Raw genomic sequence first — 25932 nt, 5'->3', positions numbered from 1 at the left:
AATATCGGATAGGCAATATCAGTCTTTCAGGCATCAATTTATACCTGTTCTGGTGTCCCAATACATTTGCTTGCCCCAGAAGTTATCTTTCACCTGGCCCACCGTAGGGCCGCTATTTGCGCTATTCAATGTAGTTTCACTGTTGGGATAAGGCAGGTGAAAGGATACACGTGAATGGCCCGGATAAGGAGATCCCTTTGCTGCAGGTAATACGGGGACATCTGTTCTCCTGGTTTCCGCCCACGCTTCATGACCATCTTTAAACAGGGCAATCCATTTCTGCAGATATATTTTCTTCACATCACCATCCCATTTTACGCCGGAATTGGTTTTATATGCTGCATTGGTGATCTGGTTCTCTGCGAGAGAGGCGTCAATACCAGCCTCATAGGCTTGCTGCGCACCAACACCTGCGTTCCAGCCATTGGCTGCAGCTTCCGCAAGAATGAATTTCACTTCCGCTACACGCATATACGGCGTAAATCCTTGCTTATTGTCCCTGAAACGGGCGCCGATCCTGGAATACAGCGCAAGGGAAGGCAGTCTGTCATTATCTGGTATGCCAATTCCTACACCGCGGAACTGGCCATCGCTGGCAGGTTTGGCATAAACTGACAACCGCGGGTCTTTCAAGCGGCTGAGAATATTTACCAACGTGTCGCTTAAAGCATGATCATCGCGGCCATCATCCGATTTATTGGAAGCCCAGGGTTCGTTGTAAGGTTTACCTCCAGGCCAGGTCAGGAACGCATTATCACCGTTGTCTGTCATGATAGGGTACTTTTCCGGATCCCCGGCAATTTCTTCAATATTGGATTTAGCTGTTACCGGATCCACCTTGCTTAAACGGATGGATACTCTTAACCGAACGGAATTGCAGAATTTACGCCATTTGGTTAAGTCGCCCGAAAACAGGAAATCTCCATCCCCCAGCGCATCAGGACTGTTCTTCGCAAACAGATCATTGGCCGTTTTCAGATCCGCCAGTAATGACGCATAAATAGCTTTCTGGTCATCATATTTTGGCGTAATAACACCAGAATTACCTTTCAGCGCATCGGAGTAAGGTATGTTCCCCCAGCTGTCTGTGGCTATTTGTGCCACATAGGCCTTAAAAGTAAGTGCTGCCGCCTGCACATTCACTTTATTGTTGGTTACAGCATCATTAATGGTGATCTGAAGGTTATTTAAAACCCTGTAATGATATGTCCATAAATTCTCCATCACTACTCCCCTGTATACATTACGTGACTCATCTATATATTGGATCTTACCCAGGTGGCCACCAAAACATTCGGGTTCATTCATATCTCCCCATAAATCATAAAGGAATTCTCCATAATAAGCAATCGAATACGCCAGCGTATTGTTACCAGGCACTTTAGCCGGAGTATTGGGATTCTCATTTATTCTGTCAAAGCTTTTGGTGCAACTTCCGCCAGTTATCAAAATCAATGCGCCCGCCAGGATAAATTTCGAAAATCTTCTATTATACAGTTTCATAATAATAATTTTAGTTAAATCATCAATCCGCTTCACTACTATGTTAGAAATTCAGATTTAATTTCAGACCTATGCTCCTGTTTGAAGGAATCTGGTATTCTTCCACGCCGATTGACGTAAGGTCCGTTCCCAATCCGGTTTCCGGGTCAATATGTGCTTTGTTGCTTTTATCAACATACAAGAGTGCCACGTTCTGCGCAAATACAGATACGCCCGCTCCTTTCAACCATCCCCACCTGCTTATCAGATTGGCAGGAAGTGTATAACCCAATTGGATAGTACGGAGTTTTATAAAAGTACCATCTATGATATCGAACCTGGTTCCGGAGGAAGCGCCGTCGTAAGAAATGTATTTAAAGGCCCTGTCGGCAGCCACCACCTTCGTATTGGGATTACCGTTTGCGTCTACTACTTTTCTGTCGGCCAACAGGTCTTTACCGAATATTACTCCTGTTTCACGGAGGGTACCATCAGCTGTAAAATCCATCGAACCGGTATTAGCACCGAACATCTGCGTTACGCTGAATATATCGCCCCCCTTTCTCATATCGACCAGGAAGTTGAGTTTGAAATTGCGATAAGTAAATGCGTTATTGATTCCACCAAACCAATCGGGTGTGATGTTACCAATCACCTGATCCTTAGCGAACGTTGGCAATCCCTGAGCATTCACTACAACCGCACCTGATTTGGGATCGGTTACATAGTCGGCCCCCCTGATCACGCCATAAGATTCGCCAGGAACCGCTCCCACTGTAACAGCCCAGGCAGTGGACAGTTGGAACCAGTTCAGTGCCTGGCCAGTAGTAGGATCGGTGTACAGTTTATTCACCTTACTGGAATTCTTCGCCCAGTTAACAGTGATATCCCAATTGAATCCATTCTCCTTACGCAGGATACCCAGGTTCAATTGCAGTTCCACACCTTTGTTCTGGATCTCGCCGGCATTGATGAAATTGAAATCCGCTCCGGCGGCCGCGGAGATGCCTACAGGCATGATCTGGTCTTTTGTTATCTTGTTATAATACGTGGCGTCCAGATTCAGCCTGTTATCCAGGAAGCGCAGCTCAGCACCAATTTCAGTACTTTTTGCTCTTTCCGGTTTCAGGTTCTTAGGAGCCAGGCTATAGGCTTCGTGATAAAGACTCACACCATGGAATGTACCGGATTCCGGTGCAAAACTCCTGATAAGCTGGTAAGGATCTGTTCCATTACCTACTTCTGCATAGCTTAAGCGGAGTTTACCAAAGGTAAAGACAGACGACTTATTCAGGTTTAATGCATCGCTGAAAATCCAGCTCAAACTGGCTGAGGGATAGAAATAAGCTCTGTTGCTGGCGGGCAAGCTGGAGTTCCAGTCATTTCTACCAGTAACATCCAGGTACAACCAGTTGCGGAATCCCAATGAAGCCTGTGCAAATACGCTATTGGAGCGGAGCTGTGAAATACGCATGGCATTAATCGTTCCCCCTTTTGCGTTACCAATCGTAAAAAAGTCTGGCACAGTCAGATCGTTTGCGATAACTGAAGTACTCTTATATTTCGTATCACGGTAGTTTCCACCAGCAGTATAGGACAGGGAGAAATCATGACCCAGTTTTCCTCCACCAGTTGCTATCAGGTCCGCATTAAACTCATTCTGGTAAATACTCCAATCCGTAAACTGTCCACCCTGACCGGTTGTAAAATTAGCGGTGGTGAGAGAGCTTGTTATCTGTTTCCTGTTTTCAGAATACCAGTCGGTACCGATACGGCCCATCAGGTTAAACCATTTGTGGAAATCATATGAAATACTCGCGTAACCGATCACACGATTTTTAGTACGTCCATTCTGATTCTTATACATACTCAGATAAGGATTATCATGGTAGTTCAAATTCCAGTTGTATGGAACGCCTCCGGCGGGGTACAGGGGATTAGGAATAAACTTAGACCAGTTATCTTTAAGGTCTTTCATGTCTACCTGGCGTCCGAACCAGCTACCTATTGACTGTAATGGGTTGAATTCGTTATATCCCTGTCCTACAATATTTTCGTTGAGCGTTTGTATGTAGTTGGCCATTGCCTCAACTTTCAACTTGTCGGTCAGGTTCTGTGAAGTATTCAGCATGGCAACATACCTTGTTTGGTCCGTATTGGGAATACTGCCCATCTGACGCTGGTGGCCAAGTGAAAGCCTCGTGCTGCCCCTGTTGGTATTCGAAGTCATTGCCACACTGTTATTGAGCGTAAATCCAGTCGTGAAAAAATCTTTCACGTTGTCAGGATGTGAGACCCAGTCAGTAGGAGTTCTGTTACCACTGGCATCCAGTGGGCTGTTGTACTGAGGCAATTTCAGTCCTATATCGAGCCTTGGTCCCCAGCTTTCATCTGCGCCATCATTTACTCCCCCTCCTGCTCCATCTACATAAGCAAATCCGTTCTGCAATGCCCAGTCCTGGTAAGACAGCGGGTTAGTTGGTGTTTGACTTTTGTACTGATTGTACCAGTATTCACTGCTGGTAGATCCCTGTCCGTATTTATTCTGGTACCCTGGCAGGATGTATTGTTTTTCGAATGAAATCCCGCCGGTGTAGGATAACCCGATACCTTTGAAGGCAGATTTTCCGGACTTGGTAGTAATCAGGATCACACCGTTTCCTGCCCTGTAGCCATACAAAGCGGCAGCATTAGCGCCTTTCAGGATGGAAATAGAGGCTACGTTTTCCGGATCAATATCCTGGATACCATTACCATAATCTACTGCGGTGGGTTGATCTGTAGAAGTGTTTCTTATGGTACCCGGCACTAACGTTGTGTTCGGGTTATTGATCGGAATACCATCCACTACGATCAGCGGTTGGTTGTTACCGAAAGAGTTGTAACCGCGTAACACGATGCTGGTACTGGACCCTACAGCACCACCGTTGTTAGTGATCTGTACACCAGCTGCTCTGCCTGACAATGAATTTAAAATATTGTTTTCATTCGTTTGCGTAAGTTCTGCCCCTTTTACTTCCTGTACTGCATATCCCAGCGCTTTCTTCTCTCTCCTAATGCCCAATGCAGTTACCACCACCTCATTGATGGTTTTCTCCGTTTTCACCAGGCTGACGTTCAGTGTACTACCACTCACAGTAACCTCTCTCGTTTCGTAGCCCATGGCAGAAATAACCAGCACCTGGCCATTCGGAACTTCCAGTTTAAAGGCACCATTCAGGTCCGAAACGGTACCCTTTGAGTGTCCTTTAAATTGGATGGTAGCACCTGGCACACCATCTCCGTTGGTTTCGGTGACTTTCCCTGTGATAAGTTTTGCTTGCCCGATGGCAGTTGCTATACATAGTAGCAGCAACATCGTTGTTAATAAGAATGGTTTTCTCATAAACGAATTGTTTTGTTTTAGTTTTAATTTGGATTGTCCAGAGCGGACATGGGAAGCGGAGCGCTATTACCAGCCGGCGTTAACAGTTATTCGATTTTGGTTGAATACCTGATGTTCGCTATGTCCTTCAGTATGGTTCGATCTGGTTGAATATCATGAATCCATATTTCTTTTAAAAAGTATCGGATACACTCAATTGATATGCCCGGCTGGGCAGCACCGTGGTACCTGTATGGATACCTTTAACCCCGACAGCGGCAAACCGAATCAGGTGGCCATCACTAGTGACTGTAACCTCCCGCTGCTGCGAGTAGGCCAGACTTACAATTGCCATAAGCATGGCAAAAAGGAATAAAACCTTTTTCATAGAAGATTCAAATTTTGGTTGAAAAAGAAATAAAAAATTGTGTCGTATAACTGCTTCACTATTGGGCAATAGCATGCCATTACGCCAAATATCATTTGACGTTTTCTCATGCACCCGGCGAAAGTGTAGACATAAATCTTCCGTACCGTACAAATTTGTACGATCCATGATTGCAATAAACTATCCTATTCCCGCAATGGGCGGGAAATACGGAATCAAGTGCCGTAAATGGCTACGGCATCACAGCTATGTAAAAGGAGAAGTACCTTTTTTCATAATCAGTTCAGATTTTGGTTGTATAAATATCGATTCCGTTTGGGTATCAAATCAGCCAGCCTTCAAAGGCTACAACTGATTATTTATATCTGGTTGTTGGCAACCAGATATTATTACAGGACCATGGGCTATTGAAATGTGCTAATTGTGTCTGGCTAATTCCGGGCTAAGGTAGCAGTTGCTGATTTTGTTGCTCATTGTAGTCAACCATAATTGAAACTAGTGCGTGTTTCCTGGCTATCACAAGCTGATCTTCCTGAAGAAAGTATTCACTCATTAAGCAAGTATGATTTAGATTTCGGTTGACATACACAAGATAGAAAAAAAAAGAATGCTGTCCTACATCCACTTAACATTATTTTAACAACAAGGAAAAAAGGACATATAATAAACTGATAATCAGTGTAAGTGGTTACATAAATAAAAAATCACCTGCTGATTACATACTGCAGTTGAAATTGAAACGTGGTTTTCTTATTTCCTTTGATGATATCATTGCCACTGCCTGTTTGATCTGTCCCCGGATAGATAGTCTGATGAAAACGTCCCCAACCGGAAAGTCGTCGATTTACTTTCCATTTCACGTTCAGGTAATACTGCCATCCCTGGCCATAGAGCTGCGATACAGCATTTTCATACAACACGCTGCTTTCGGTAGCATAGATTCGGGAATCGTAACTGCTGGTTTGAAAACGGGATAATCTTCCACTAACGGTAAAGGGTATACGCCTAAAATGATATCCTGCATCCAGGTAAATCATCCACCCCTGCTGTGCGCCCGCAGCCGATTGAGAGCTGCTGTATTCCAGTCTTGCTTTGGTGCTCAGCTGTTTGTTCATTTGCCAGTTCCATTGAAAGCGTAGGTGCGTAGCCGTTATCAACTCAGGTACTTTGAGCGGATTATCCGGGAGCAGTGTATTTTCACTGGACTGCCGGTAATTATACCTGAGCAACAGCGTCATTTTTTTATTGGGTGTATAACTCCCCTGCACAAAAAAATCGTTGCCATCAGAAGGTGCATTGATACGGTACTTCAGCCAGGGGAAGCGAAAAAAATCCGCATAGGCATCGAGTTTACAACGTGCATTAATTTTAACCGTTACCGCCATGTACATACCATTTTCATTAGCGGTGCGATAGCCATCGCCAAACCCTTTGGCAAACAGCGATTGGTAAGCCTTATCATAGTAACGGTACACCAGCGAAATATCCACAGATGGCGCTACACTGGTGAGCAGGCCCTGTACAATCGCCAGTTTACCATTATCACTTGCTGCCACTTCACCAAACAGGTGAACATTCTTCCAGCTCGCTGCATAGTCCACACTGCCTGCCGACAACTGACGACCGTTAAAATCAAATTGATTGTATGGTGCAATGGCCTTTTGCAAAGCCGGAGAAAAATGATGACGGATCACATTTCCTCCCAGCTGCCAACGGGGAGTGGTATACCGGATATTACCTCCGGCACTCCATAGTTGCACCAGGCCCCGTTTGGCAATTTCACCAACAGTACGATGATACCCGCTGCTGATTACACTTGCAGCGATCACCTCATCCATTAACGTATCTGTGCTGCCATCCTGTTTACGCCAGGAAGCAAAAGCAGTTACTTCCCAATGCTGTTGCTGCAGCGTGATAGCAGCACCTCTGAAAAAATAAAATTCCCCGGGAGAAGTATACGGCCGCAGCACTTCTCCCTCCCGCTTTACCTGCATTACTGACGCCCCTTTTCCATAGGCCTGCGATTGCCAGTTCAGCAGCCCTTGCCCGAGATTAACGGTATAATCACCCAATGCCAGTGCTTTTATCTTCCGGAAGTTCCTGATAAAAAGATGAGCACTGTAAAAATCAAATCCCTGTTGTTGTCCTCCTTTAAAAAGTGCTTCACCCGCATCTTTCTCCATGACCACACCCCAGCTGATATAGCGTGGGAAGCTATAACGATAACGCATAAACAATTTATCCGGACTTCCCCTGTAAGCAGGCAGTGTACTATCGGTATGCAGGTATCCCTTCGCTTTTTCCAGTGGCCGCGCATAACGTAACAAAAACGTATGATCGCCCTTATGCAGGTAATCACGTAAAGTATAATGCGACGACAGATCGTTACCTACCATTACATAAGGCAGGATACGCCGGATCACTTCCGGCTCAAAACCTGGCACTGCCTGCAGTTCATAGATACTCAACAAGTCGCCCAACAGTAAACGGTATTGCAAAAAGTTACTGATCTGCAAAGGTGTCAGCAATCCAATAGATTGCAGTGTCGCTTCATCCGCCGTGTTTAGCTGAATTTTATGCCTGCTCAGTGCATTCAGCTGCTGCCATTGCGCATCATCTTCCGATACACTTTCGGTGCCTGCCGCTTCTTTCTCCAGGTTATTTTCCATCACTACCGGCATCGTTTCTTCCTGTTGACGGGCGCTCGTTTCTCTGCACAGGCATAGAAGTAATCCGCAACAAATTATTCTGTAGCAGGTGCTGTGGAGGGCTGCCATATCAGTGAGGTTGAAGGAGTGATACCTAACTGCGGATGAAATCCGGCTGCAATATCTATGCGTAGTGAGCGCAGATAAAATATGACGGCTGCATTGTTATAGGCAGGACTTGACGCCATACCAATTTCCAATGCAAAGGCACGCACAATCCGGTAATACGCGACCGCTTTCATACTGGTAACTGCGCCCATACTAATCACGCCGGCGGTTAATAAAAAATCAGGGGATGCCTCAAAACCGGCGCCGCCACTATACATTACCGGTTCATTGGCCGACTTACGTATTTGCAATCCTGCATGCAGCTTTTCACTGCAATGCCACAGTATACCCCCGTCAAAGCTAAACGAACTGGCCGTACCCGCTCCCAGTGCGGCAGTCGTTTCATAATTAAACTGTACACCTATCCCCACCTTGCGTCCCAGGCTACGGCCATATGCAACACTAAGCTGTTGCTGATGCCAGGCACTGTTGCCTAAGCGGGCAATACTACCACCAAATGCGCCTGCAGGTACCGGAATAGCGATCATCACCGCATACAAAGAAGCTGCTTTCAACAGGAATCTGTTTTCTGAATAAATACCGGCGCTAAATTCCGGCAAACAGGATAAACTGGCAGGATTAGTCCACGCGGCAATTACATTCTGAAAATGACGGCTGTAGCTGCCAATGCCGGTATTTTTTCCTATAGGCATCAGCAAGGGTTGCGCCGACAACAATGACATCCACCACGTGGATATAAGGGTCAACATAAACTGTTTCATCCGGGAGTTGGGTTTAACAATAAAAATCCGTCTGATAGCTACGGTAGTTTGGGTCAACAAAATGCTATCATCGGTAACAAATGTAGGAATCGTTTTATGGGTAAGTGTTAATGAAACATAAACACGCGAATTTTTGTCTTGGTTCAGGATGATACTGATGTTGATGATTTTACTTTATGGTATTAAAAAAGCTTAGCGGCAACCGATAAGAATTTTTCTTACCTGCCGCCGCTAAGCTTTTATATCTTCCGAAATCAAAAAAATAAAATCATCAACATCAGTATCATCCTGAACCAGGATAAACTCCGCGCTGATTAAAACAATCCGTATAACTGTGAATCAATCTTAGAGATAATTTCTCCCAGATCTTCATCGCTTTCCGGAAATTTATTTTTATCGATATCTATAATCAGCAATGGACCTTCTTTATATTTCTCAATCCAGTTGTTATAATATTCGTTCAGGCGTTTCAGATAGTCCAAACGGATATTCTCTTCATATTCTCTTCCCCTCTTCTGAATCTGTGCTACCAGGGTAGGTACAGATGCCTGCAGATAGATCAGCAGGTCTGGTGGTTTCACCATGCTTTTCAGCGTTTCAAAAAAGTTGAAATAATTATCGAAATCACGTTTGGTCATCAGGCCCATTTCATACAGGTTAGGCGCAAAAATGTGCGCATCTTCGTAGATGGTACGATCCTGGATCACCGTTTCTTTTCCGTTCTGCACTTCCAGCAGTTGTTTTAATCTGCCGTTCAGAAAATATACCTGCAGGTTAAAAGACCAGCGGGGCATGTCTTCATAAAAATCATTCAAATATGGATTGTGCTCTACATCCTCATACTGCGGGTGCCATTTGTAATGTCTGCACAGCATTTCTGTGAGTGTAGTTTTACCGGCACCGATATTTCCGGCGATAGCTATATGCTTAATCTTATTCTGTTTTGCCATGCGATGATAGGTGTAATATTGAAAATAGCTACAGTTCGCGACTTTTTCAATAATAATTTATACCAATAAGTTTTTTCGCCTGTTGCAAAGTTTGTGCCGCATTCGCTCTTGCCTTCTCTGCACCGGCTTTCATAATCTTCTTCAAATAATCCGTATCCCGCTGTAATTCTTTCGCTCTCTCACGGATAGGGGAAATAAATTTCACCATATCTTCTCCCAGCTGCTTCTTCATATCACCAAAACGGATGTTACCATTGGTCCTCCACGCTTCTTCGTAAAAAGATACGGCATCCGGTGTTGTGGTCACCAGCTTCATCAGATCCAGCAGGTTTTGTACTGATTCGGGAATCGGCGCACCCGGTACACCTGAACCACTGTCAGTTTTGGCCTTCATGATCTTCTTTATGATCTTTTCATCTTCATCTGCCAGGTACAAAGTAGCCATTTCATTTTCACTCTTACTCATCTTGCCTTCTCCATCCAGACTTGGGATACGCACCAGGCCATCTCCATAGTTGAATGCTTCCGGTTCCGGGAACAGATCTCCATAGCGGTGATTAAAGCGCTGCGCAAAGTTGCGGGCCATCTCCAGGTGTTGTCCCTGATCTTTACCCACCGGCACTTTTACTGCACGCTGAATTAATATATCCACACTCATGAGCACAGGGTAAGTCAGCAGCCCTGCATTCACGTTCTGTGGCTGCAATCGCACCTTATCTTTGAAAGTAGGCACCTTTTCCAGCTCACCCACATAGGCCAGCATATTCATCAGCAGATATAGTTCTGAAATCTCAGGAATATCGCTCTGTACGTACAGGGATACCTTTTCAGGATCCAGTCCGGATGCAATATTCTCGGCCAGTACCCGCATTACATTGCCCGGCAGATCCTTAGGATCCGGATGAGTAGTCAGCGAATGCCAGTCTGCCACAAAAAAGTAGCAGTTAAAATCTTCCTGCATCCGGATATAATTACGGATTGCGCCAAAATAATTGCCTAAATGCAAATAACCGGTGGGGCGTATGCCGCTTACCACAATTTCTTTTTCAGTAGCCATAACAGGGCGCAATTTAATCAAAAAGCGGAAAGCTTAAAGCAGAAAGCAAAAAGCTATTTAAGCGGATGCCCATCCGCCCTGTTTATCGACCACCATAGCTTTCTGCTTTAAGCTTTCCGCTTTTTCTGGCCGTTTATCCCTAATTTTGGGACACTATCATATTTACCATTTATATTTCATTATCTTTTGATTTAATTTGATTATGGAAGTGAACGACGCACTGGTGCAACAACTGGCGGATCTGGCCAGACTGGAATTTAACGACCAGGAAAAGGTGGAGATACGCGGAGAACTGCAACGGATGATCACCTTCGTGGAGAAGCTCAATGAACTGGATACGACTAACGTGAAACCATTACTTCATCTTACAGATGATTATAATGTTTTCCGTGAAGACAGGGTTATTCCAGGTATTACACGTGAAGAAGCCCTGCAGAACGCGCCATCAGCTACCGAGGAATACTTTAAAGTGCCGAAAATTATAAAGAAATAACCCACATGCAAAAGTCCGTCATCCACCTGGAAGATATCAGGAAAAGCTATTTTCTCGGAAAAAATGAACTCCCGGTACTCAAAGGTGTAACACTAGACATTTTTAAAAATGAATATGTAGCACTGATGGGCCCCTCCGGATCCGGTAAATCTACCCTGATGAATATCCTGGGATGCCTCGATACACCTACTGCCGGTAGATATATCCTCAGCGGACACGATGTAAGCAAAATGGAAGACAACGACCTCGCTACCGTACGTGGCAAGGAAATAGGCTTCGTTTTTCAGCAGTTTAACCTGATGCCACGGCTAACCGCCCTGGAAAATGTGGCCATCCCACTGATCTACGCCGGTATCAACAAAAAAGAAAGAACAGAAAGAGCCATCACCATGCTGGAAAAAGTAGGATTGGGTGACCGCTACAAACATAAGCCCAACGAACTTTCCGGTGGACAGTGCCAACGTGTGGCCATTGCCCGCGCCCTGGTAAACAACCCCTCCCTGATCCTGGCAGATGAACCTACCGGTAACCTGGACTCCAAAACATCCGTGGAAATCATGGAGATCTTTGGCGCCATACATGCCTCCGGTAACACGGTGGTACTGGTAACCCATGAAGAAGATATTGCCGATCATGCCAGACGCGTGATCCGCTTACGCGATGGCGTCATTGAATCCGACCGGGTGAATCAGAAAGTCGCAGTACATTAAAGAATTACGAATTATAAATTACGGAGTTGTGAGTAGATAACAGCGAATCATTCTTCGCTAAATATCTACTCACAACTCCGTAATTCGTAATTCCTAATTCGTAATTTGCATTAAATACTATCCATGTCATTCAAGATATACACTAAAACAGGCGACAAAGGAAAAACATCCCTCATCGGCGGCACTAAAGTACCCAAGAGTGATGTGCGCATTGAAGCTTACGGCACTGTTGATGAACTCAATTCCTACATTGGTCTCGTCAATGACTATATCGCAGATCCCGACACCAAACACCTGCTCCGGGAAGTACAGGACCGTCTTTTTACCATCGGTGCGGCACTGGCCTGTGATCCTGATAAAGAAACCAAATTAAAAATACCGGACCTCCATGAGACAGACATCGAACTGCTGGAGAAAAGCATCGATCAGATGAATGAAGAACTCCCCGTCATGAAATCATTCATTTTGCCGGGAGGCCATGTGGCGGTATCTACCTGTCACGTTGCCCGCTGCGTTTGCCGGCGTACAGAAAGACTTTGCGTAGGTATGCAGGAACACGATATGTTCATCGAACCACTGGTACTCAAATATATTAACCGTCTGAGCGATTACCTTTTTGTACTCGCACGCTGGGTAGGACACAAGCTGGGCGTGGATGAAATTCCATGGAAACCCCGGGTATAGAAATTTTCTTAAATTCGCTTCATGTTTACAGGAATCATAGAAACACTAGCAGAAGTAGTATCTACCAGGAAGGACGGTGGTAACCTGGTAATAACGATACAAACGCCACTCGCAGGCGAATTAAAAATAGACCAGAGTGTGGCACATAATGGCGTATGTCTTACCGTTACCAACATCCAGGGAGATACTTACGAAACCGTTGCCGTAGCAGAAACCCTGCAAAAAACGAATCTTGGTCAGCTCACCCCCACTCAGTTCGTGAACCTGGAAAGAGCCATGGTATTCAACGGCCGCATAGATGGCCACCTGGTACAGGGACACGTAGACAGCGTAGGAGAATGTATTTCCTGCCAGGAACAGAATGGAAGCTGGTTATACCGTTTTCGCTATCCTCTTGAATTTGCCGCCCTCATCGTGGAAAAAGGAAGCATTTGCCTGAATGGGATCAGTCTTACTGTATTTGATGTAACCAATGATGAGTTTTCAGTAGCCATCATTCCATACACCTACGAACATACCAACGTATCTAAAATAAAACCCGGCGTGCTGATCAACCTGGAATTTGATATTCTCGGTAAATATGTAGCCAGACAATTAGCGGTAAGAAACTAACCATCGTTAGTTTTCCTCACCATCATTTTACTAAAGCTGACAGCTGAATGCTAAAATACCTTCTCTGCTGCTCCCTGCTTTTTATCACCCTGTTGGCAAATGCCCAACAGCCTGGTGTGGTAAGGATAAAGGGCAGTTACGATGCTACTGCGGTAACGGAGCTCTATAACAGCGCTCCTATTGGCATACAGCTGTTCTACAGCGACAGCTCCACCCAGCTCACCACCGGCTACGGCAAAGGCAATTACCGGTGGAACAAATTAAATATCAGCAGCAACAATGGAACTATCCGGAATGGAGTACTTTACTTCGACAGAGCGCAGCTTATAAATGATCATTATCGTATTACCCTTACCGTTACTACCGGCAATAGCGACCCCTTAAAAACGACAATCACCCTGCCATATATTACAGGTATCCGCTTTAACCATTATGCCGACAGCATTAAACGGGATATCCGTTTTTACCTGAATGTAGAAGGAAAATTCAACAGCGGAAAAGTATTTCCATTAGATACCACCACCATCAGATTTGCTGCCTCTACCGGTAAAATTATAGGGCAGGACTTATTGCTGGATAAAAATGATTCCTCGAAAACAGTCACCGTAGAAGCATGGTATAAACCAAATGACCGCATGTACCTGAGGTCTGTCATCCCCGTAAAACAGGCGCCTGACAATGATTCCCTGCTGATAAAAAATTCTCCCGAAGGGAACAAAAGAAAAAGAAGACAATAACTATATCAGCATGCGTGATTTCAACTCCAGGTATTTATTCACCACATTCAGGGTCAATTGTTCCGGAGGACTTAACAGCGACATGATACCATATTTCGCCAGCTCCTTTACAATCAGTTTCTTATCGTACGCAAACTTTTGCGCAATAGTTTGCTTGTAAATACCCTCTATATCATAAGCAGGTTGCTCCGTGATTTTCTTCAATTCTGTATTCTCGAAAAATACCACCAGCACCAGGTGATAACGGGCCAGCCGGCGCAGAAAAGGTAACTGCCGCTGCAAACTCGACATGGACTCAAAGTTGGTGTATACCATCAGCAATGAACGGGTAGATACACTACTGCGTAACTGTACACTTAATGCCTCATAATCACTTTCCTGCCAATGTGTTTCCTGCGCATATAACATTTCCAGGATCTTATTCACCTGTATTTTTTTATTGCTGGCAGGAAGTACTTCTGTTTTATTTTCAGTGAATGTTACCAGCCCGGCTTTGTCGCCTTTATTGATGGCTACATTACTGAATACCAGCGAAGCGTTGATAGCGTAATCCAGCAATGACAATCCATTAAAAGGCATCTTCATGGTACGCCCCTTGTCTATGATAGAATATACCTGTTGTGATCTTTCTTCCACATAATTATTCACCATCAGATTGCCCGTGCGGGCAGATGCCTTCCAGTTTAACATCCGCACATCATCCCCCTTTGTATAAGGCTTAATGTGATCAAACTCCATGCTATGCCCGATGATGCGGCGTTTATGCACACCTAATTCATTCAGCCGGTTCATATAGGAATACAATTCGAAATGACGCAACTGATGAAAGCTCGGATAAACACTTACTTCCTGTTCGTTATTAAATACAAACCGGCGACTGATAATACCTAATGCACTTTTAATAAATACATTACTATAGCCGAATTGATAAACACCTCTTTCCAGTGGACGCAGTACATATCTGAACACATGCGCCGCACCGCCGCCTACTTTTGCACGCAAAGAAAAATCACGTTCCTGGAACTGAAAAGGTAATTCTTCAATTACATTTACAAAAACAGGAAAGGGATACCTGTTATGAAAATCAAGCAGTACTTCGTTTTCATCTCCATTGCTGAAACGATTGCTGGTTTTACGTTCCAGCGATATAATGCCCGAAGGACGCAGCAACAGTAATACCATATCCAGCAACACAATTCCTACCAATACAATAAAAGCGATGAGTGCAATATTGTAGAGGCGCGGAATAAAAAATGCAGTGATAAACAACAGCACGTTTATGCCCAACAGCAAATAAAGCCGGTTAGTAAAAAAAAGTATCTGGTATAAATTATTCTTTACAGTTGCTGACATATTCTCTTAGCATTTAATCATAAGCTTCCAGCCATTAATCGTTAGTTTTAGCTAAACAGCCAATAGCTAACTGCCAATGGCCAACTGCTATCTCGGTACTTCCACCATCTTAATAATCTGCGCAATAACATCATCTGTTTTAATACCTTCCATTTCCTTTTCAGGCGTAAGAATAATACGATGACGTAATACATGCGGTATCATTTCCACCACATCATCAGGAATCACAAAATCCCTGTTCTTCATAGCAGCGGTAGCTTTTGCACAATTCATAACGGCAATGGATGCACGAGGTGAGGCGCCCAGATAGAGCGATGAGTTCATACGTGTTTCATTGATAATAGCCGCGATGTAATGGAACAGTTTATCATCTACCACTACCTGTCTTACCTGGTTCTGGTATTCAATGATCTGTGTAGTAGTCACTACTTTACTGATCATCTTTGTCAGATCTGTTTCCCCGCTGAAATGGTGAATACTGCGCAGCACTGCTACTTCTTCCTGCAAATCAGGATACTTCACTTCTATCTTAAACAGAAAGCGATCCAACTGGGCTTCCGGCAGCCGGTAAGTACCTTCCTGTTCAATCGGATTTTGCGTGGCAATCACCATAAACGGACGATCCAGCGACCAGGTAGTACCATCGTTGGTAATCTGCCTTTCTTCCATTACTTCAAACAAGGCAGACTGTGTTTTGGCCGGGGCGCGGTTTATTTCATCAATCAATACCAGGTTGCTGAAAATAGGTCCTTTCTTATATTCAAATTCCCTTGTTTGAGGATTAAATACGGAAGTACCCAACACATCGGCTGGCATCAGGTCCGGCGTAAACTGTATACGGCTGAAATCCGCATCCACGCACTGTGCCAGTAGTTTAGCCGTCAGTGTCTTAGCCACGCCAGGAACGCCTTCGATCAGCACATGCCCCTGTGTAAGTAAACCTGCAATCAGCAAATCTACCATCTGATGCTGCCCTACAATTACTTTTGCTATTTGCTCCCTGATCGCTTCCACACCTTCATGCAAAGCAGAAAAATCAGTCCTGGGTTGAAATGTATTGGTGTCCATTATTTATTTCGTGTTTAAATAAAATAGTTGAATGCGTTTATAAAATTCCTTCAGGTAATCATCACTTATATTGCCTTCCAGCTGCACATGATGCATCATCTGTAATAACGTTCTGATATCCGCTTCCGATATGGTAGATTTCCGCGACAACGCCGCTACAAATTCTTCATTCAGTATATTGGTATTCAGATAATAACGGGTACGGATATACTCCAGCAAATGAAGGATCATTTTATGCGCCAGATTAAAGTTGTTATGCTGCTGATAATACAACTGCCCTATCGCATCCACAAATTCAACGGAGGTGTTATTAAATACCGGTTTATCAGGAATAATCCGTTGTCTGCGTTTGCTTTCAAACAATACATATAATAGCAGCAATGCTACGCCCAGCCACAATGCCCAGCGCATAGCCGGATAGCGCATTAGTACCTGCCACTCGCTAAAATCGCCCGCCTGTGCACTATGCTGACCACTATAAAAATCGTCCCAGTATACATTGCCGGCTGAATTTTGCAAATAAGCAGTCTGCATTTCCAGTGCAGCTACATTATGTTTATGCAGTAAAAAATAATTAGTGAAGGTATACGGATTCAACAAAAGATAAATGTACCCACGGCTATAGGCAATACGAATAAAATTGGGTTTGTTTTTATAGTTATAGCCCAGCGTTGTTGTTGTAGTACTGTCTGTACCAGAGAAATAATTGCCGCTGATCATCCCTTCATAAGAGAAGCTGGTATCTACGGGCACCGCTGTATCCTCGTAACGCTGTACCACACCTGCTTTCTGATGCTGCAGGTTATCACTTTCCACCACCTTAAAATTCAGCTGTTTGGCTAAATAAGGATCCGGGTTATTTACTGCAATAAACAGTTCATTGCCAGGTGATACATATTCCAGCATGGCATCTACATCTTTTTCTGTTGTAAACAGCTCGTTAGCCACCAGTATATAGGTGTTGCCGCTATACTTCAGTTCCGTTTCCTTTTCGTAGGTGCGTGCAAAAGGTTTAGTCACCACCTGTATAGAATGTTTGGAAAACAGTTCTGGCAGCATCTTAAAAGCGGCGTAAGCGCCGCCCGCTTTCTTATCCTTACTGGAAAAAGAAGACCGGGACATATCAGTAGATTGCTCTTCCGGGTTAATGGAAAAATTGCCTCCAATGATCATCAGTACTATAAATAATAGTACAACCGATCCTATGATGATATAAATGGATTTAGTCTTCACGAAGCTTTTCCTATTGCGTTATTAAAATCCCTGAACTCCTGGTTAATATTCCTGAAATCATCTTCACTCACCTCAAACCCACCATACCAGATATATTCATAGTCCAACGTCAGTGTGGCAAACTTTTTATAGTAGGGAGAGCTACGCATACTAAGCAGGTAGTCATTATTGGTTTTTTCCCGGCCCGCCACAATCATTTGCCGGCCGGCCAGCTGAAACAGGGTATACAGGTACCACCAGCGTATGGCCTGTCTTGTATCTCCGGCCGCAATAGCTGTTTTTATTTTCTCCTCATATTCCTCTCCGCTTTGCAGTTCTTCTTCCTGTATCTCCGTCAGACCATCTATTAGTTTCGCCTTACGGAAGATGGTCATACCATTAACTTTCATATAACGGTACAACAAAAATCCTAGTCCTGCCAGCAACAAAATCATAAGTACAAAGCGGATAGCACTGATAGAATTAAACATCGCAGCCAGGAATCTTTCCAGCCATGGCAACCGTTTTGGAGGCTCCTTTTTTATATCATAGTACTGCAGCTTCTTATTTTCTTTCAGCGCTTTTACCAGAGAATCTGAGATGTAACGCATCTCATGATAAGCAGTTTCGTCTGCGTATTCTTCGGTATCTGCATCAACATCGGCGCCTGCCGCTGTCGGTACACTATCGGTCTCCTGGGTAATAGCAGTTTCCGGTGTTACTGTGCTGTCGTATTGCGCTATACTTTTTAAAGGGAGACAAAGCAACAGCAGCAAACCTATTTTTAGCCCCAAATATTTCTTCATGTTACTGCTTTGAAAGGGTAAATGGGATGAAGACTTTCCCTTCCGCATTTAAACGATATCCTTTTTTATGCAGGTAAATGGGATAAAAAATGAAATAGCCCAGTATAAAACTCAGCGATGACAACAAGATAAAAAGACTTAACACCAGCGGCATTCCAGTATGCCGGGTTACAAAGCTCTCCAGGAATGCTGCTACTATAAATACAGGTATTAAAGTTACCATGATCTTAATGCCATCTTTGGCGCCTTTGCGCAGGGAGGCTAACCGTGTGCGCGTGCCGGGAAAAAGAATGCTTTTGCCCAATATAATACCGGCGCAGGCTGCAATAACGATACTGGATATTTCCAAAGTACCATGAATCCAGATGACCAGGATTGATTTCCAGCCCAGACCATGTGTAAAAAACAAGTATTGAAAAACACCCAGCATCACCCCATTCCGTATAAGCAGATACAGGGAGCCGACACCCAGGAAAATACCGCCTACATAGCAATAGAAAGATACCTGTATGTTGTTGATCGCGATGCGGAAAAACATGCCTAACGGATCGCCGTCTTTATATACGCCAAAGGGATCTTTATTGGCAATATTACGTTCAGTCATATTTACATACTCGTCTCCGAGTACACCCCGCACAAAAGTTTCATCATGTGCCGATGAAAAGGCGCCGATAATACAGAAGAGCAGGAAAAAACATAAAGTGAATAATAACAGGCGGTGATACCTGCGAAACAGCAGTGGTAATTCGTATTTAAAAAACAGCTGAAAGCGACCTACATCTTCTTTGCGGTTCTGATAAATACGATGGTAAATACCTGCTGCCAGGCCGTTTATATAACGGGTTACCTTACTGAAGCTATAAAAAGTTTTAGCGTAAGACAGATCATCTAATACTGACACAAATCTTTCCGCCATTTCATCAGGGTCATCTGTGGGCTCCTCCTGGTATTGCTTCCAGCGGGACAAATTTTTTTTGATAAACAGCGATTCTCTCATATTGAGTTCTTCTTTCCCTTTTAAATACAGATATTACCTACAGTAATGGGTTACTAATGGGGGAATACCGGCAAACATACTAAATCGTTTAACAATATATAAACAAATATGTAAATTTGACTATGGCAGATATAAAAATACCAACTTCTTTCAATATAGATCTCGAATTTGAATCGGCAGATATCGTGAAGCGTTTTTTAGCGTGGCTGATTGATTTTGCCATACGCGCCTGCTATATCCTGTTGGCTTATTCAGTGCTCACCTCTTTCCGGCTGGAGATGGATGCCCATATGGTGATATACATACTCCTGGTTTTTATACCAGTCACGTTTTATTTTCCTATTACAGAAATCAGTATGAACGGGTCTACACCCGGGAAAAAAATATTGCATATACAGGTGGTGAGTATGACAGGAAATGCGCCCAGTATTAGTCAGCACCTGATAAGATGGATATTCCGGATCATTGAAACGCCATTGTATTTCATGGCGCTTTTACCGGTACTCATACCACTGATAACGATTGTGCGCACACCATATAATCAACGTTTAGGCGATTTAATTGCTGGCACCATTGTGATCAGTACCAAACGAAAAGGCAGTATAGAAGAAACCATCTTCCGGGATCTTTCCAATAGTGACTATAAACCTCAGTTTCCACAGATCATGAAATTATCCGACAGGGATATGAATAAAGTGAAGGAACTGCTGGATCGTGCGCTGATGGCGAAGGATGACGAACTGGCCGCCAGGGTGGCATACCGGGTAAAAGATGTGTTGCACATTGAATCTGACCTGCCACATACTTACTTCCTGGAAACGGTGCTCAACGACTACAATTATTACACCACCAGGAATAATTAAAAAAGGCGGCCTTCAACGGGCCGCCTTTTTTTATCTAGCTAGCTGCATCAGATAGATTTACCTATCGAATTCAGATCATCGTTTACGTGATTAAAACGGGTTGGATCACCAGCCGGGCCTTTGTACACAATAGTACGGTCAAATGCCAGGATAGGATAAAATACAATACCCAGGAGAACCAGTCCTACCGTAAAGCCTTCAGTTTTTCCAAAGCTTTTGCTGAGCAGGTTAGTTATCCAGATACCCCAGATCGCACCGATGTAAGGAATACACATCAGCAGCATCCACCACCATGGTTTACCAACAATGACGGTAAGGATGTAGAGGTTGTAAATAGGAATGATAGCTTTCCAGCCTTCCTGACCTGCTTTCTCAAATATTTTCCAGAGACTGATGAAAATGATGGCAATGAGAATTAGGGCGAAGACAAGAAATACGCCGCTAAATAGCACTGCGAAGGCACTGCCGCCTTCATAGGTGGTTGTTTGCATAAAATAGGTTTAAGTTGTTTTGAAGTTCCAAGTTTAACAATCTTTCTTTGGGGGATAACCCTGTTTACCAAATATATATATTTTCCCGCTATATACATACTCCTAACATTATTAACATTAAAAGAATGCGTATAAATACGGTTCAAAAAATAATTTCAACTTTTTTCTGCCTAATATTTGGAGATTCAACACATTATATTACCTTTGCAACCGGCAAGTCTTATACGACCAGCTCCTACTGAACTCCCCCAGGACAGGAATGTAGCAAGGGTAGGTGGTTGTAGCGGTGCGATATAAGTAACTTGCCTTTTTTTTTCTTTTTTTATTGTCATTAGTTGCTTGTCAATAGTATCTGGTTGCTATTTTCTCCACCTCTTTCACTAATGACAGCACCTTCCACAAACGGTTCATTTCCTGACAACTAATTTATATAGTATGAAATTCTTTATTGATACAGCTAATCTGGCGCAAATACAGGAAGCTCACGATCTCGGCGTTCTCGATGGTGTAACCACCAATCCATCTCTGATGGCTAAAGAAGGTATTAAAGGCGAAGCTGCTATTATCAAGCATTACGAAGACATCTGCGAAATTGTAGATGGTGATGTAAGTGCTGAAGTGCTCTCCACAGATTTCAAATCTATTATTGAAGAAGGTAAGAAACTGGCTGCTATTCACCCGAATATCGTGGTGAAAGTTCCAATGATAAAAGACGGTGTAAAAGCCATCAAATGGTTTACTGATAACGGTATCAGAACAAACTGTACCCTGGTATTTTCTGCTGGTCAGGCTATCCTGGCTGCTAAAGCAGGTGCTGCTTATGTATCTCCATTCATTGGTCGTATTGACGATACCAACTGGGATGGTGTAGAACTGATCGCGCAAATTGCACAGATCTACAGCTTACAGGGCTTCAAAACAGAAATTCTCGCAGCTTCTATCCGTAGCGCACTCCACATTGTGAAATGTGCAGAAGTAGGTGCTGACGTATGTACCTGCCCGTTAGATTCTATCCTGGGTCTGCTGAAGCACCCGTTAACGGATATCGGTCTGGCGAAGTTCCTCGAAGATGCCAAGAAAATGTAATCTCACGATATTTTTTTAGATGGTGTATCCCCGGTGCAGTAATTGCGCCGGGGATTTTTTTTGCCCTCATCCCAGGTTATATTTTGCTGTCTGGAAGATGATAGTGTTTTGTTGGATAATTTATTTTAAATTCAAAGATAATATCCACGTACACCCAACACGCAATAAACAGAGAACCCAATGGGAAAATATATCCTTTCGCTGGACCAGGGCACCACCAGTTCCCGCGCTATTATTTTTGATCACGATGGCAGCATCAAAGCTGTTGCCCAGAAAGAATTCAAACAAATATTTCCGCAACCGGGATGGGTGGAACATGATGCGATGGAAATATGGACTTCACAAGCCAGCGTAGCCGCAGAAGTCATACTGAAAGCAAGGGTAACCGGTGAAGATATCGCCGCCATTGGCATCACCAATCAACGCGAAACCACCATTGTTTGGGATAAAAAAACCGGCAAACCTATTCATAACGCCATCGTATGGCAGGATCGCCGCACCGCCGCCTATTGCGATTCATTAATCAAAGAAGGGAAAGAACAACTCATAAAAGATAAAACAGGCTTGCGCCTGGATGCTTACTTCTCCGGCACCAAAATTAAATGGCTGCTCGACAGTATACCCGATGCCCGTAAAAGAGCAGAAAACGGCGAGCTCGCATTTGGTACAGTAGACAGCTGGCTGGTATGGAATTTCTCCAACGGCAAGCTCCACATTACCGATGTGAGTAATGCCTCCCGCACATTGTTGTTTAATATCCACGACATGAAATGGGATCCGGAATTATTAGCACTCTTTGATATTCCTGCTGCTATGTTGCCGGAAGTAAAACAATCCAGTGAAGTATACGGATACTCAGAAGCCAATCTCACCCCCTATCGTATTCCTATTGCCGGTATTGCCGGAGATCAACAGGCTGCCCTGTTCGGACAGTTATGCACACAACCCGGCATGATCAAGAATACTTATGGTACCGGTTGTTTTATGGTGTTGAATACCGGCGACAAACCCATTCCTTCCAAAAACAACCTGCTTACCACCGTAGCCTGGCAAATCAATGGTAAAACCAGCTATGCACTGGAAGGCAGCATCTTTATCGGTGGCGCCGTAGTACAATGGCTCCGCGATGGACTGGGCATTATCCGCCATTCTGCCGATGTGGAAAAACTGGCTGCCACTGTGCCTCACAGCGATGGTGTGTACCTGGTGCCTGCATTTGCCGGTTTGGGTGCGCCTTACTGGAATCAACACGCACGCGGCACGATGGTAGGGCTCACCAGGGGCTCTACCGCTGCACACATTGCCCGCGCAGCACTGGATAGTATTGCCTTTCAAACCATGGATGTACTAAAGGCTATGGAAGCAGATGCAGGCATGCCCATCACAGAAATACGCGTAGATGGCGGCGCTACCAAAAATAACCTGCTCATGCAATTCCAGGCAGATATTACCCATCTCCGCGTTGTACGCCCTGTTATCACAGAAACGACCGCACTGGGCGCTGCTTACCTCGCAGGACTCGCTGTTGGCTACTGGGATAGTATTGAAACCATCGCAAAGCAATGGAAGATAGATGCCACCTTTGATGCGACTATGGAGGACGCTGAAAGCAAAAGATTATGCAGCGACTGGAAACGCGCCATCAGAGCAGCACAGGCCTGGACTGAAGAATAATATTTTTCCACGTTACTTAATATTTTGTTCAACTTATGTCACCTTATTTAGCAGAAGTTTTAGGAACCGCATTTATCATTGTACTGGGAGATGGTGTGGTTGCAAGCGTTATACTCAACAAATCAAAAGGCAACCAGGGAGGCTGGATGGTAATCACCATGGGCTGGGCCATGGCCGTATTTATTGGCGTATATGCTACCGCCAAATACAGTGGCGCCCATCTCAATCCGGCTGTTACATTTTCAGCAGCTTTGCAGGGAAAATTCCCCTGGGAAAAAGTACCCGGTTATGTAGCCGCTCAATTGGTCGGTACCATGCTGGGCGCCCTGCTGGTATGGCTTTGCTACAAAAAACATTTCGATGAAACACCCGATGCCAATACCAAACTCGGCGTGTTTTGTACCATTCCGGCTATCCGAAACCCTAAATACAACTTCCTCACGGAGTTTCTGGCCACCATGGTATTCATACTGGCCATCTGCTTCATTACCGGCCCTACTGTGGGTTTAGGCTCCCTCGATGCGCTACCGGTAGCCTTTGTAGTGCTTTCCATCGGCTTGTCTCTCGGTGGCCCTACCGGTTATGCTATCAATCCTGCCCGTGACCTGGGACCCAGAATAATGCACTTCCTCCTGCCTATTTCAGGAAAACGTGACAGCGACTGGGGTTACGCCTGGATCCCCATATTGGGACCGCTGGCAGGTGCTGCAGCAGCAGCTTTTATTTATAAATACTGCCTGCAATAGTTGTGGTCTGATTATTAAATTTCAGGAAATAACATAAAAGATCAGGGGCTACCGGTAAACGATGTATTACCAGTAGCCCCTGATCTTTTTACATCTTACAAAACATATGATTCTACATAATTTTAGCTAAAACAAAAACATAACTTTCATTTTTTTCTGAAAGTTTCGTAACTTTGAGAATATTTAACGATGGTACACCGTTTGCCCACAACTTGCGGACCACCAGTTAAATACCATATCATCGTAATTATAAATTGACGAATTATGATTCAGCCCAACATACCGGACACTAAGCAACCGCGAATCGTTATTGTAGGCGGTGGATTCGGCGGCGTAAACTTGGCCAAACAGCTTAAACACGTACCTGTTCAGGTAGTGTTACTGGACAGAAATAACTACCACCTTTTTCAGCCCCTGCTATACCAGGTATCCACTGCCGGCCTGGAACCAGATAGTATCGCTTTTCCATTACGCGGTATATTCCAGAAACAACAAAACCTGGTTTTCCGCATGGCAGAAGTAACCGGCCTTCGCGCAGAAGAAAATATACTGGAAACAGGTATCGGTGAAATACACTACGACTACCTCGTTTTCGCTACCGGTAGCAATACCAACTTCTTCGGCAATAAGGATATAGAAGATAATGCGATTGGTATGAAATCGCTGATTGAAGCAGTACAGATCAGGAACTACGTTGTAAAACAATTTGAGGAAAGCCTGTTGCTGCAAAATCCGGAAGAAATCAAACCCAAACTCAATTTTGTGATGGTGGGTGGCGGTCCTACCGGTGTGGAACTGGCGGGCGCTTTTGCGGAATTACGCAAATACATTATGCCCAAAGACTACCCTACCTTACCTCAGTCGTTAATGAATGTATACCTCATTGAAGCAGGCCCTAAGTTACTCGCTTCCTTCAGCGAAAAAACATCTCAAAAAACACTGGAAGCCTTGCAGGATATAGGCGTACGTGTAATGACCAATACCGGTGTAAAAGAATATGACGGAAAAACGGTTACCCTCAGCACCGGAGAAGTGATACAAACACAATCTCTCCTTTGGTCTGCCGGCGTAAAAGGCATTCCTGTAAAAGGAATCCCTGCTGATATTATACTTCCCAACGGCCGGGTAATTGTAAATGAACTAAACCAGGTAAAAGGCTTTACCAATGTGTACGCCATCGGCGACATTGCACAAATGACCAACGATCCCCGCTTCCCTAAAGGTTATCCGATGGTAGCACAGGTAGCGATTCAACAAGGTAAAAATGTAGCGAATAACTTACGGCTGTCTCTGAACCACAAACCCATGAAAGGCTTTAATTACAAGGATCTTGGCAGCATGGCCACCATTGGCCGCAACAGAGCCGTAGCCGAATTTGCCGGCATGCGCATGAGCGGCTACCTTGCCTGGATAGCGTGGATGATAGTGCATCTCATGAGCTTATTGGGATTCAGAAATAAACTGGTGGTATTCATTAACTGGTTTTACCGCTACTTTACTTATGAAAGAGGTACCCGCATCATCATCAAACGCGGTGCTGCCAATATTGTAAAACTAAGACAGAGCATCAACTAATGATAATGCAAAAGGGAGATGATATGATCATCTCCCTTTTTAAATT

At 44.2% G+C, this 25932-nt stretch carries 23 protein-coding genes and 1 other RNA gene; 11 read left to right on the top strand and 13 right to left on the bottom strand.

Going from position 1 to position 25932, the window contains the following annotated elements; all coding sequences use genetic code 11:
* Positions 1-33: 33 nt before the first annotated feature.
* The 7 genes from AC1DP6_RS14365 to trpS all read right to left on the bottom strand — a co-directional run bounded on the left by AC1DP6_RS14365 (position 34) and on the right by trpS (position 10779).
* The gene (locus AC1DP6_RS14365) at positions 34-1503 is read right to left on the bottom strand and encodes a SusD/RagB family nutrient-binding outer membrane lipoprotein (protein WP_477055440.1); all 1470 of its coding nucleotides are present in this window, start codon (positions 1501-1503) and stop codon (positions 34-36) included.
* 43 nt (positions 1504-1546) lie between these two features.
* Positions 1547-4867, bottom strand: coding sequence for a SusC/RagA family TonB-linked outer membrane protein (locus tag AC1DP6_RS14360; RefSeq protein WP_477055439.1), 3321 nt, complete (start codon positions 4865-4867; stop codon positions 1547-1549).
* Positions 4868-5039: 172 nt separating this feature from the next.
* Positions 5040-5234, bottom strand: coding sequence for a hypothetical protein (locus tag AC1DP6_RS14355; RefSeq protein WP_477055438.1), 195 nt, complete (start codon positions 5232-5234; stop codon positions 5040-5042).
* Between the two features lie 704 nt (positions 5235-5938).
* Complete coding sequence (locus AC1DP6_RS14350) at positions 5939-8011, bottom strand: ComEA family DNA-binding protein (RefSeq protein WP_477055437.1); 2073 nt, start codon at positions 8009-8011, stop codon at positions 5939-5941.
* Entirely contained in the window at positions 7978-8772 is a 795-nt protein-coding gene (locus AC1DP6_RS14345; RefSeq protein WP_477055436.1) for a hypothetical protein, read from the bottom strand. Before AC1DP6_RS14345 ends, AC1DP6_RS14350 begins: the two co-directional genes overlap by 34 nt.
* A 314-nt stretch (positions 8773-9086) precedes the next feature.
* Entirely contained in the window at positions 9087-9722 is a 636-nt protein-coding gene (locus AC1DP6_RS14340) for a deoxynucleoside kinase (protein WP_133808723.1), read from the bottom strand.
* Positions 9723-9768: 46 nt separating this feature from the next.
* Positions 9769-10779, bottom strand: a complete 1011-nt coding sequence (gene trpS, locus AC1DP6_RS14335; protein ID WP_477055435.1) for a tryptophan--tRNA ligase — start codon at positions 10777-10779, stop codon at positions 9769-9771.
* A gap of 202 nt (positions 10780-10981) precedes the next feature.
* Between trpS and gatC the strand changes: the two genes are divergently transcribed.
* From gatC to AC1DP6_RS14310, 5 genes are all read left to right on the top strand, one after another.
* Complete coding sequence (gene gatC, locus AC1DP6_RS14330; RefSeq protein ID WP_133808721.1) at positions 10982-11272, top strand: Asp-tRNA(Asn)/Glu-tRNA(Gln) amidotransferase subunit GatC; 291 nt, start codon at positions 10982-10984, stop codon at positions 11270-11272.
* Positions 11273-11277: 5 nt separating this feature from the next.
* A complete protein-coding gene (locus AC1DP6_RS14325) occupies positions 11278-11982 on the top strand; it encodes an ABC transporter ATP-binding protein (RefSeq protein ID WP_477021544.1) in 705 nt (234 codons plus the stop codon).
* A 123-nt stretch (positions 11983-12105) separates the two neighbouring features.
* The gene (locus tag AC1DP6_RS14320) at positions 12106-12666 is read left to right on the top strand and encodes a cob(I)yrinic acid a,c-diamide adenosyltransferase (RefSeq protein WP_477055434.1); all 561 of its coding nucleotides are present in this window, start codon (positions 12106-12108) and stop codon (positions 12664-12666) included.
* Between the two features lie 21 nt (positions 12667-12687).
* The gene (locus tag AC1DP6_RS14315) at positions 12688-13278 is read left to right on the top strand and encodes a riboflavin synthase (RefSeq protein WP_477055433.1); all 591 of its coding nucleotides are present in this window, start codon (positions 12688-12690) and stop codon (positions 13276-13278) included.
* Between the two features lie 47 nt (positions 13279-13325).
* The gene (locus AC1DP6_RS14310; protein ID WP_477055432.1) at positions 13326-14015 is read left to right on the top strand and encodes a hypothetical protein; all 690 of its coding nucleotides are present in this window, start codon (positions 13326-13328) and stop codon (positions 14013-14015) included.
* Here the strand turns inward: AC1DP6_RS14310 and AC1DP6_RS14305 are convergent, their stop codons facing one another.
* From AC1DP6_RS14305 to AC1DP6_RS14285, 5 genes are all read right to left on the bottom strand, one after another.
* Positions 14016-15368, bottom strand: a complete 1353-nt coding sequence (locus tag AC1DP6_RS14305; RefSeq protein ID WP_477055431.1) for a DUF58 domain-containing protein — start codon at positions 15366-15368, stop codon at positions 14016-14018.
* An 87-nt stretch (positions 15369-15455) separates the two neighbouring features.
* Positions 15456-16436: an AAA family ATPase gene (locus tag AC1DP6_RS14300; RefSeq protein WP_477021539.1), complete on the bottom strand. Its 981-nt coding sequence runs from the start codon at positions 16434-16436 to the stop codon at positions 15456-15458.
* A 3-nt stretch (positions 16437-16439) separates the two neighbouring features.
* Positions 16440-17669, bottom strand: a complete 1230-nt coding sequence (locus tag AC1DP6_RS14295) for a DUF4350 domain-containing protein (RefSeq protein WP_477055430.1) — start codon at positions 17667-17669, stop codon at positions 16440-16442.
* Positions 17666-18454, bottom strand: a complete 789-nt coding sequence (locus tag AC1DP6_RS14290) for a hypothetical protein (RefSeq protein WP_477055429.1) — start codon at positions 18452-18454, stop codon at positions 17666-17668. The genes AC1DP6_RS14295 and AC1DP6_RS14290 overlap by 4 nt, the downstream gene beginning before the upstream one ends.
* Position 18455: 1 nt before the next feature.
* Positions 18456-19451: a stage II sporulation protein M gene (locus tag AC1DP6_RS14285; protein ID WP_477055428.1), complete on the bottom strand. Its 996-nt coding sequence runs from the start codon at positions 19449-19451 to the stop codon at positions 18456-18458.
* 122 nt (positions 19452-19573) lie between these two features.
* Here AC1DP6_RS14285 and AC1DP6_RS14280 point away from each other — a divergent pair, with 122 nt between their 5' ends.
* Positions 19574-20314, top strand: a complete 741-nt coding sequence (locus AC1DP6_RS14280) for an RDD family protein (protein WP_477055427.1) — start codon at positions 19574-19576, stop codon at positions 20312-20314.
* 47 nt (positions 20315-20361) lie between these two features.
* Here AC1DP6_RS14280 and AC1DP6_RS14275 read toward each other — a convergent pair whose 3' ends face one another.
* Entirely contained in the window at positions 20362-20805 is a 444-nt protein-coding gene (locus AC1DP6_RS14275; protein ID WP_477021534.1) for a DUF5684 domain-containing protein, read from the bottom strand.
* A 211-nt stretch (positions 20806-21016) separates the two neighbouring features.
* On the opposite strand from AC1DP6_RS14275, the gene ffs reads away from it, so the two are divergent.
* The 5 genes from ffs to AC1DP6_RS14250 all read left to right on the top strand — a co-directional run bounded on the left by ffs (position 21017) and on the right by AC1DP6_RS14250 (position 25886).
* Positions 21017-21116: signal recognition particle sRNA small type (gene ffs / locus AC1DP6_RS14270), an RNA gene on the top strand.
* A gap of 124 nt (positions 21117-21240) precedes the next feature.
* A complete protein-coding gene (gene fsa / locus AC1DP6_RS14265) occupies positions 21241-21891 on the top strand; it encodes a fructose-6-phosphate aldolase (protein ID WP_441572556.1) in 651 nt (216 codons plus the stop codon).
* A gap of 180 nt (positions 21892-22071) precedes the next feature.
* Positions 22072-23565, top strand: a complete 1494-nt coding sequence (glpK, locus tag AC1DP6_RS14260) for a glycerol kinase GlpK (protein ID WP_477055426.1) — start codon at positions 22072-22074, stop codon at positions 23563-23565.
* A 35-nt stretch (positions 23566-23600) separates the two neighbouring features.
* Positions 23601-24311, top strand: a complete 711-nt coding sequence (locus AC1DP6_RS14255) for an MIP/aquaporin family protein (protein ID WP_477055425.1) — start codon at positions 23601-23603, stop codon at positions 24309-24311.
* Positions 24312-24575: 264 nt separating this feature from the next.
* The gene (locus AC1DP6_RS14250) at positions 24576-25886 is read left to right on the top strand and encodes an NAD(P)/FAD-dependent oxidoreductase (protein WP_477055424.1); all 1311 of its coding nucleotides are present in this window, start codon (positions 24576-24578) and stop codon (positions 25884-25886) included.
* Positions 25887-25932 lie beyond the last annotated feature (46 nt).

Source organism: Chitinophaga sp. 01L420 (assembly GCF_056399985.1).
The sequence above is the reverse complement of the archived record's forward strand: the minus strand, read 5'-3'. Positions and strand labels throughout refer to the sequence as shown.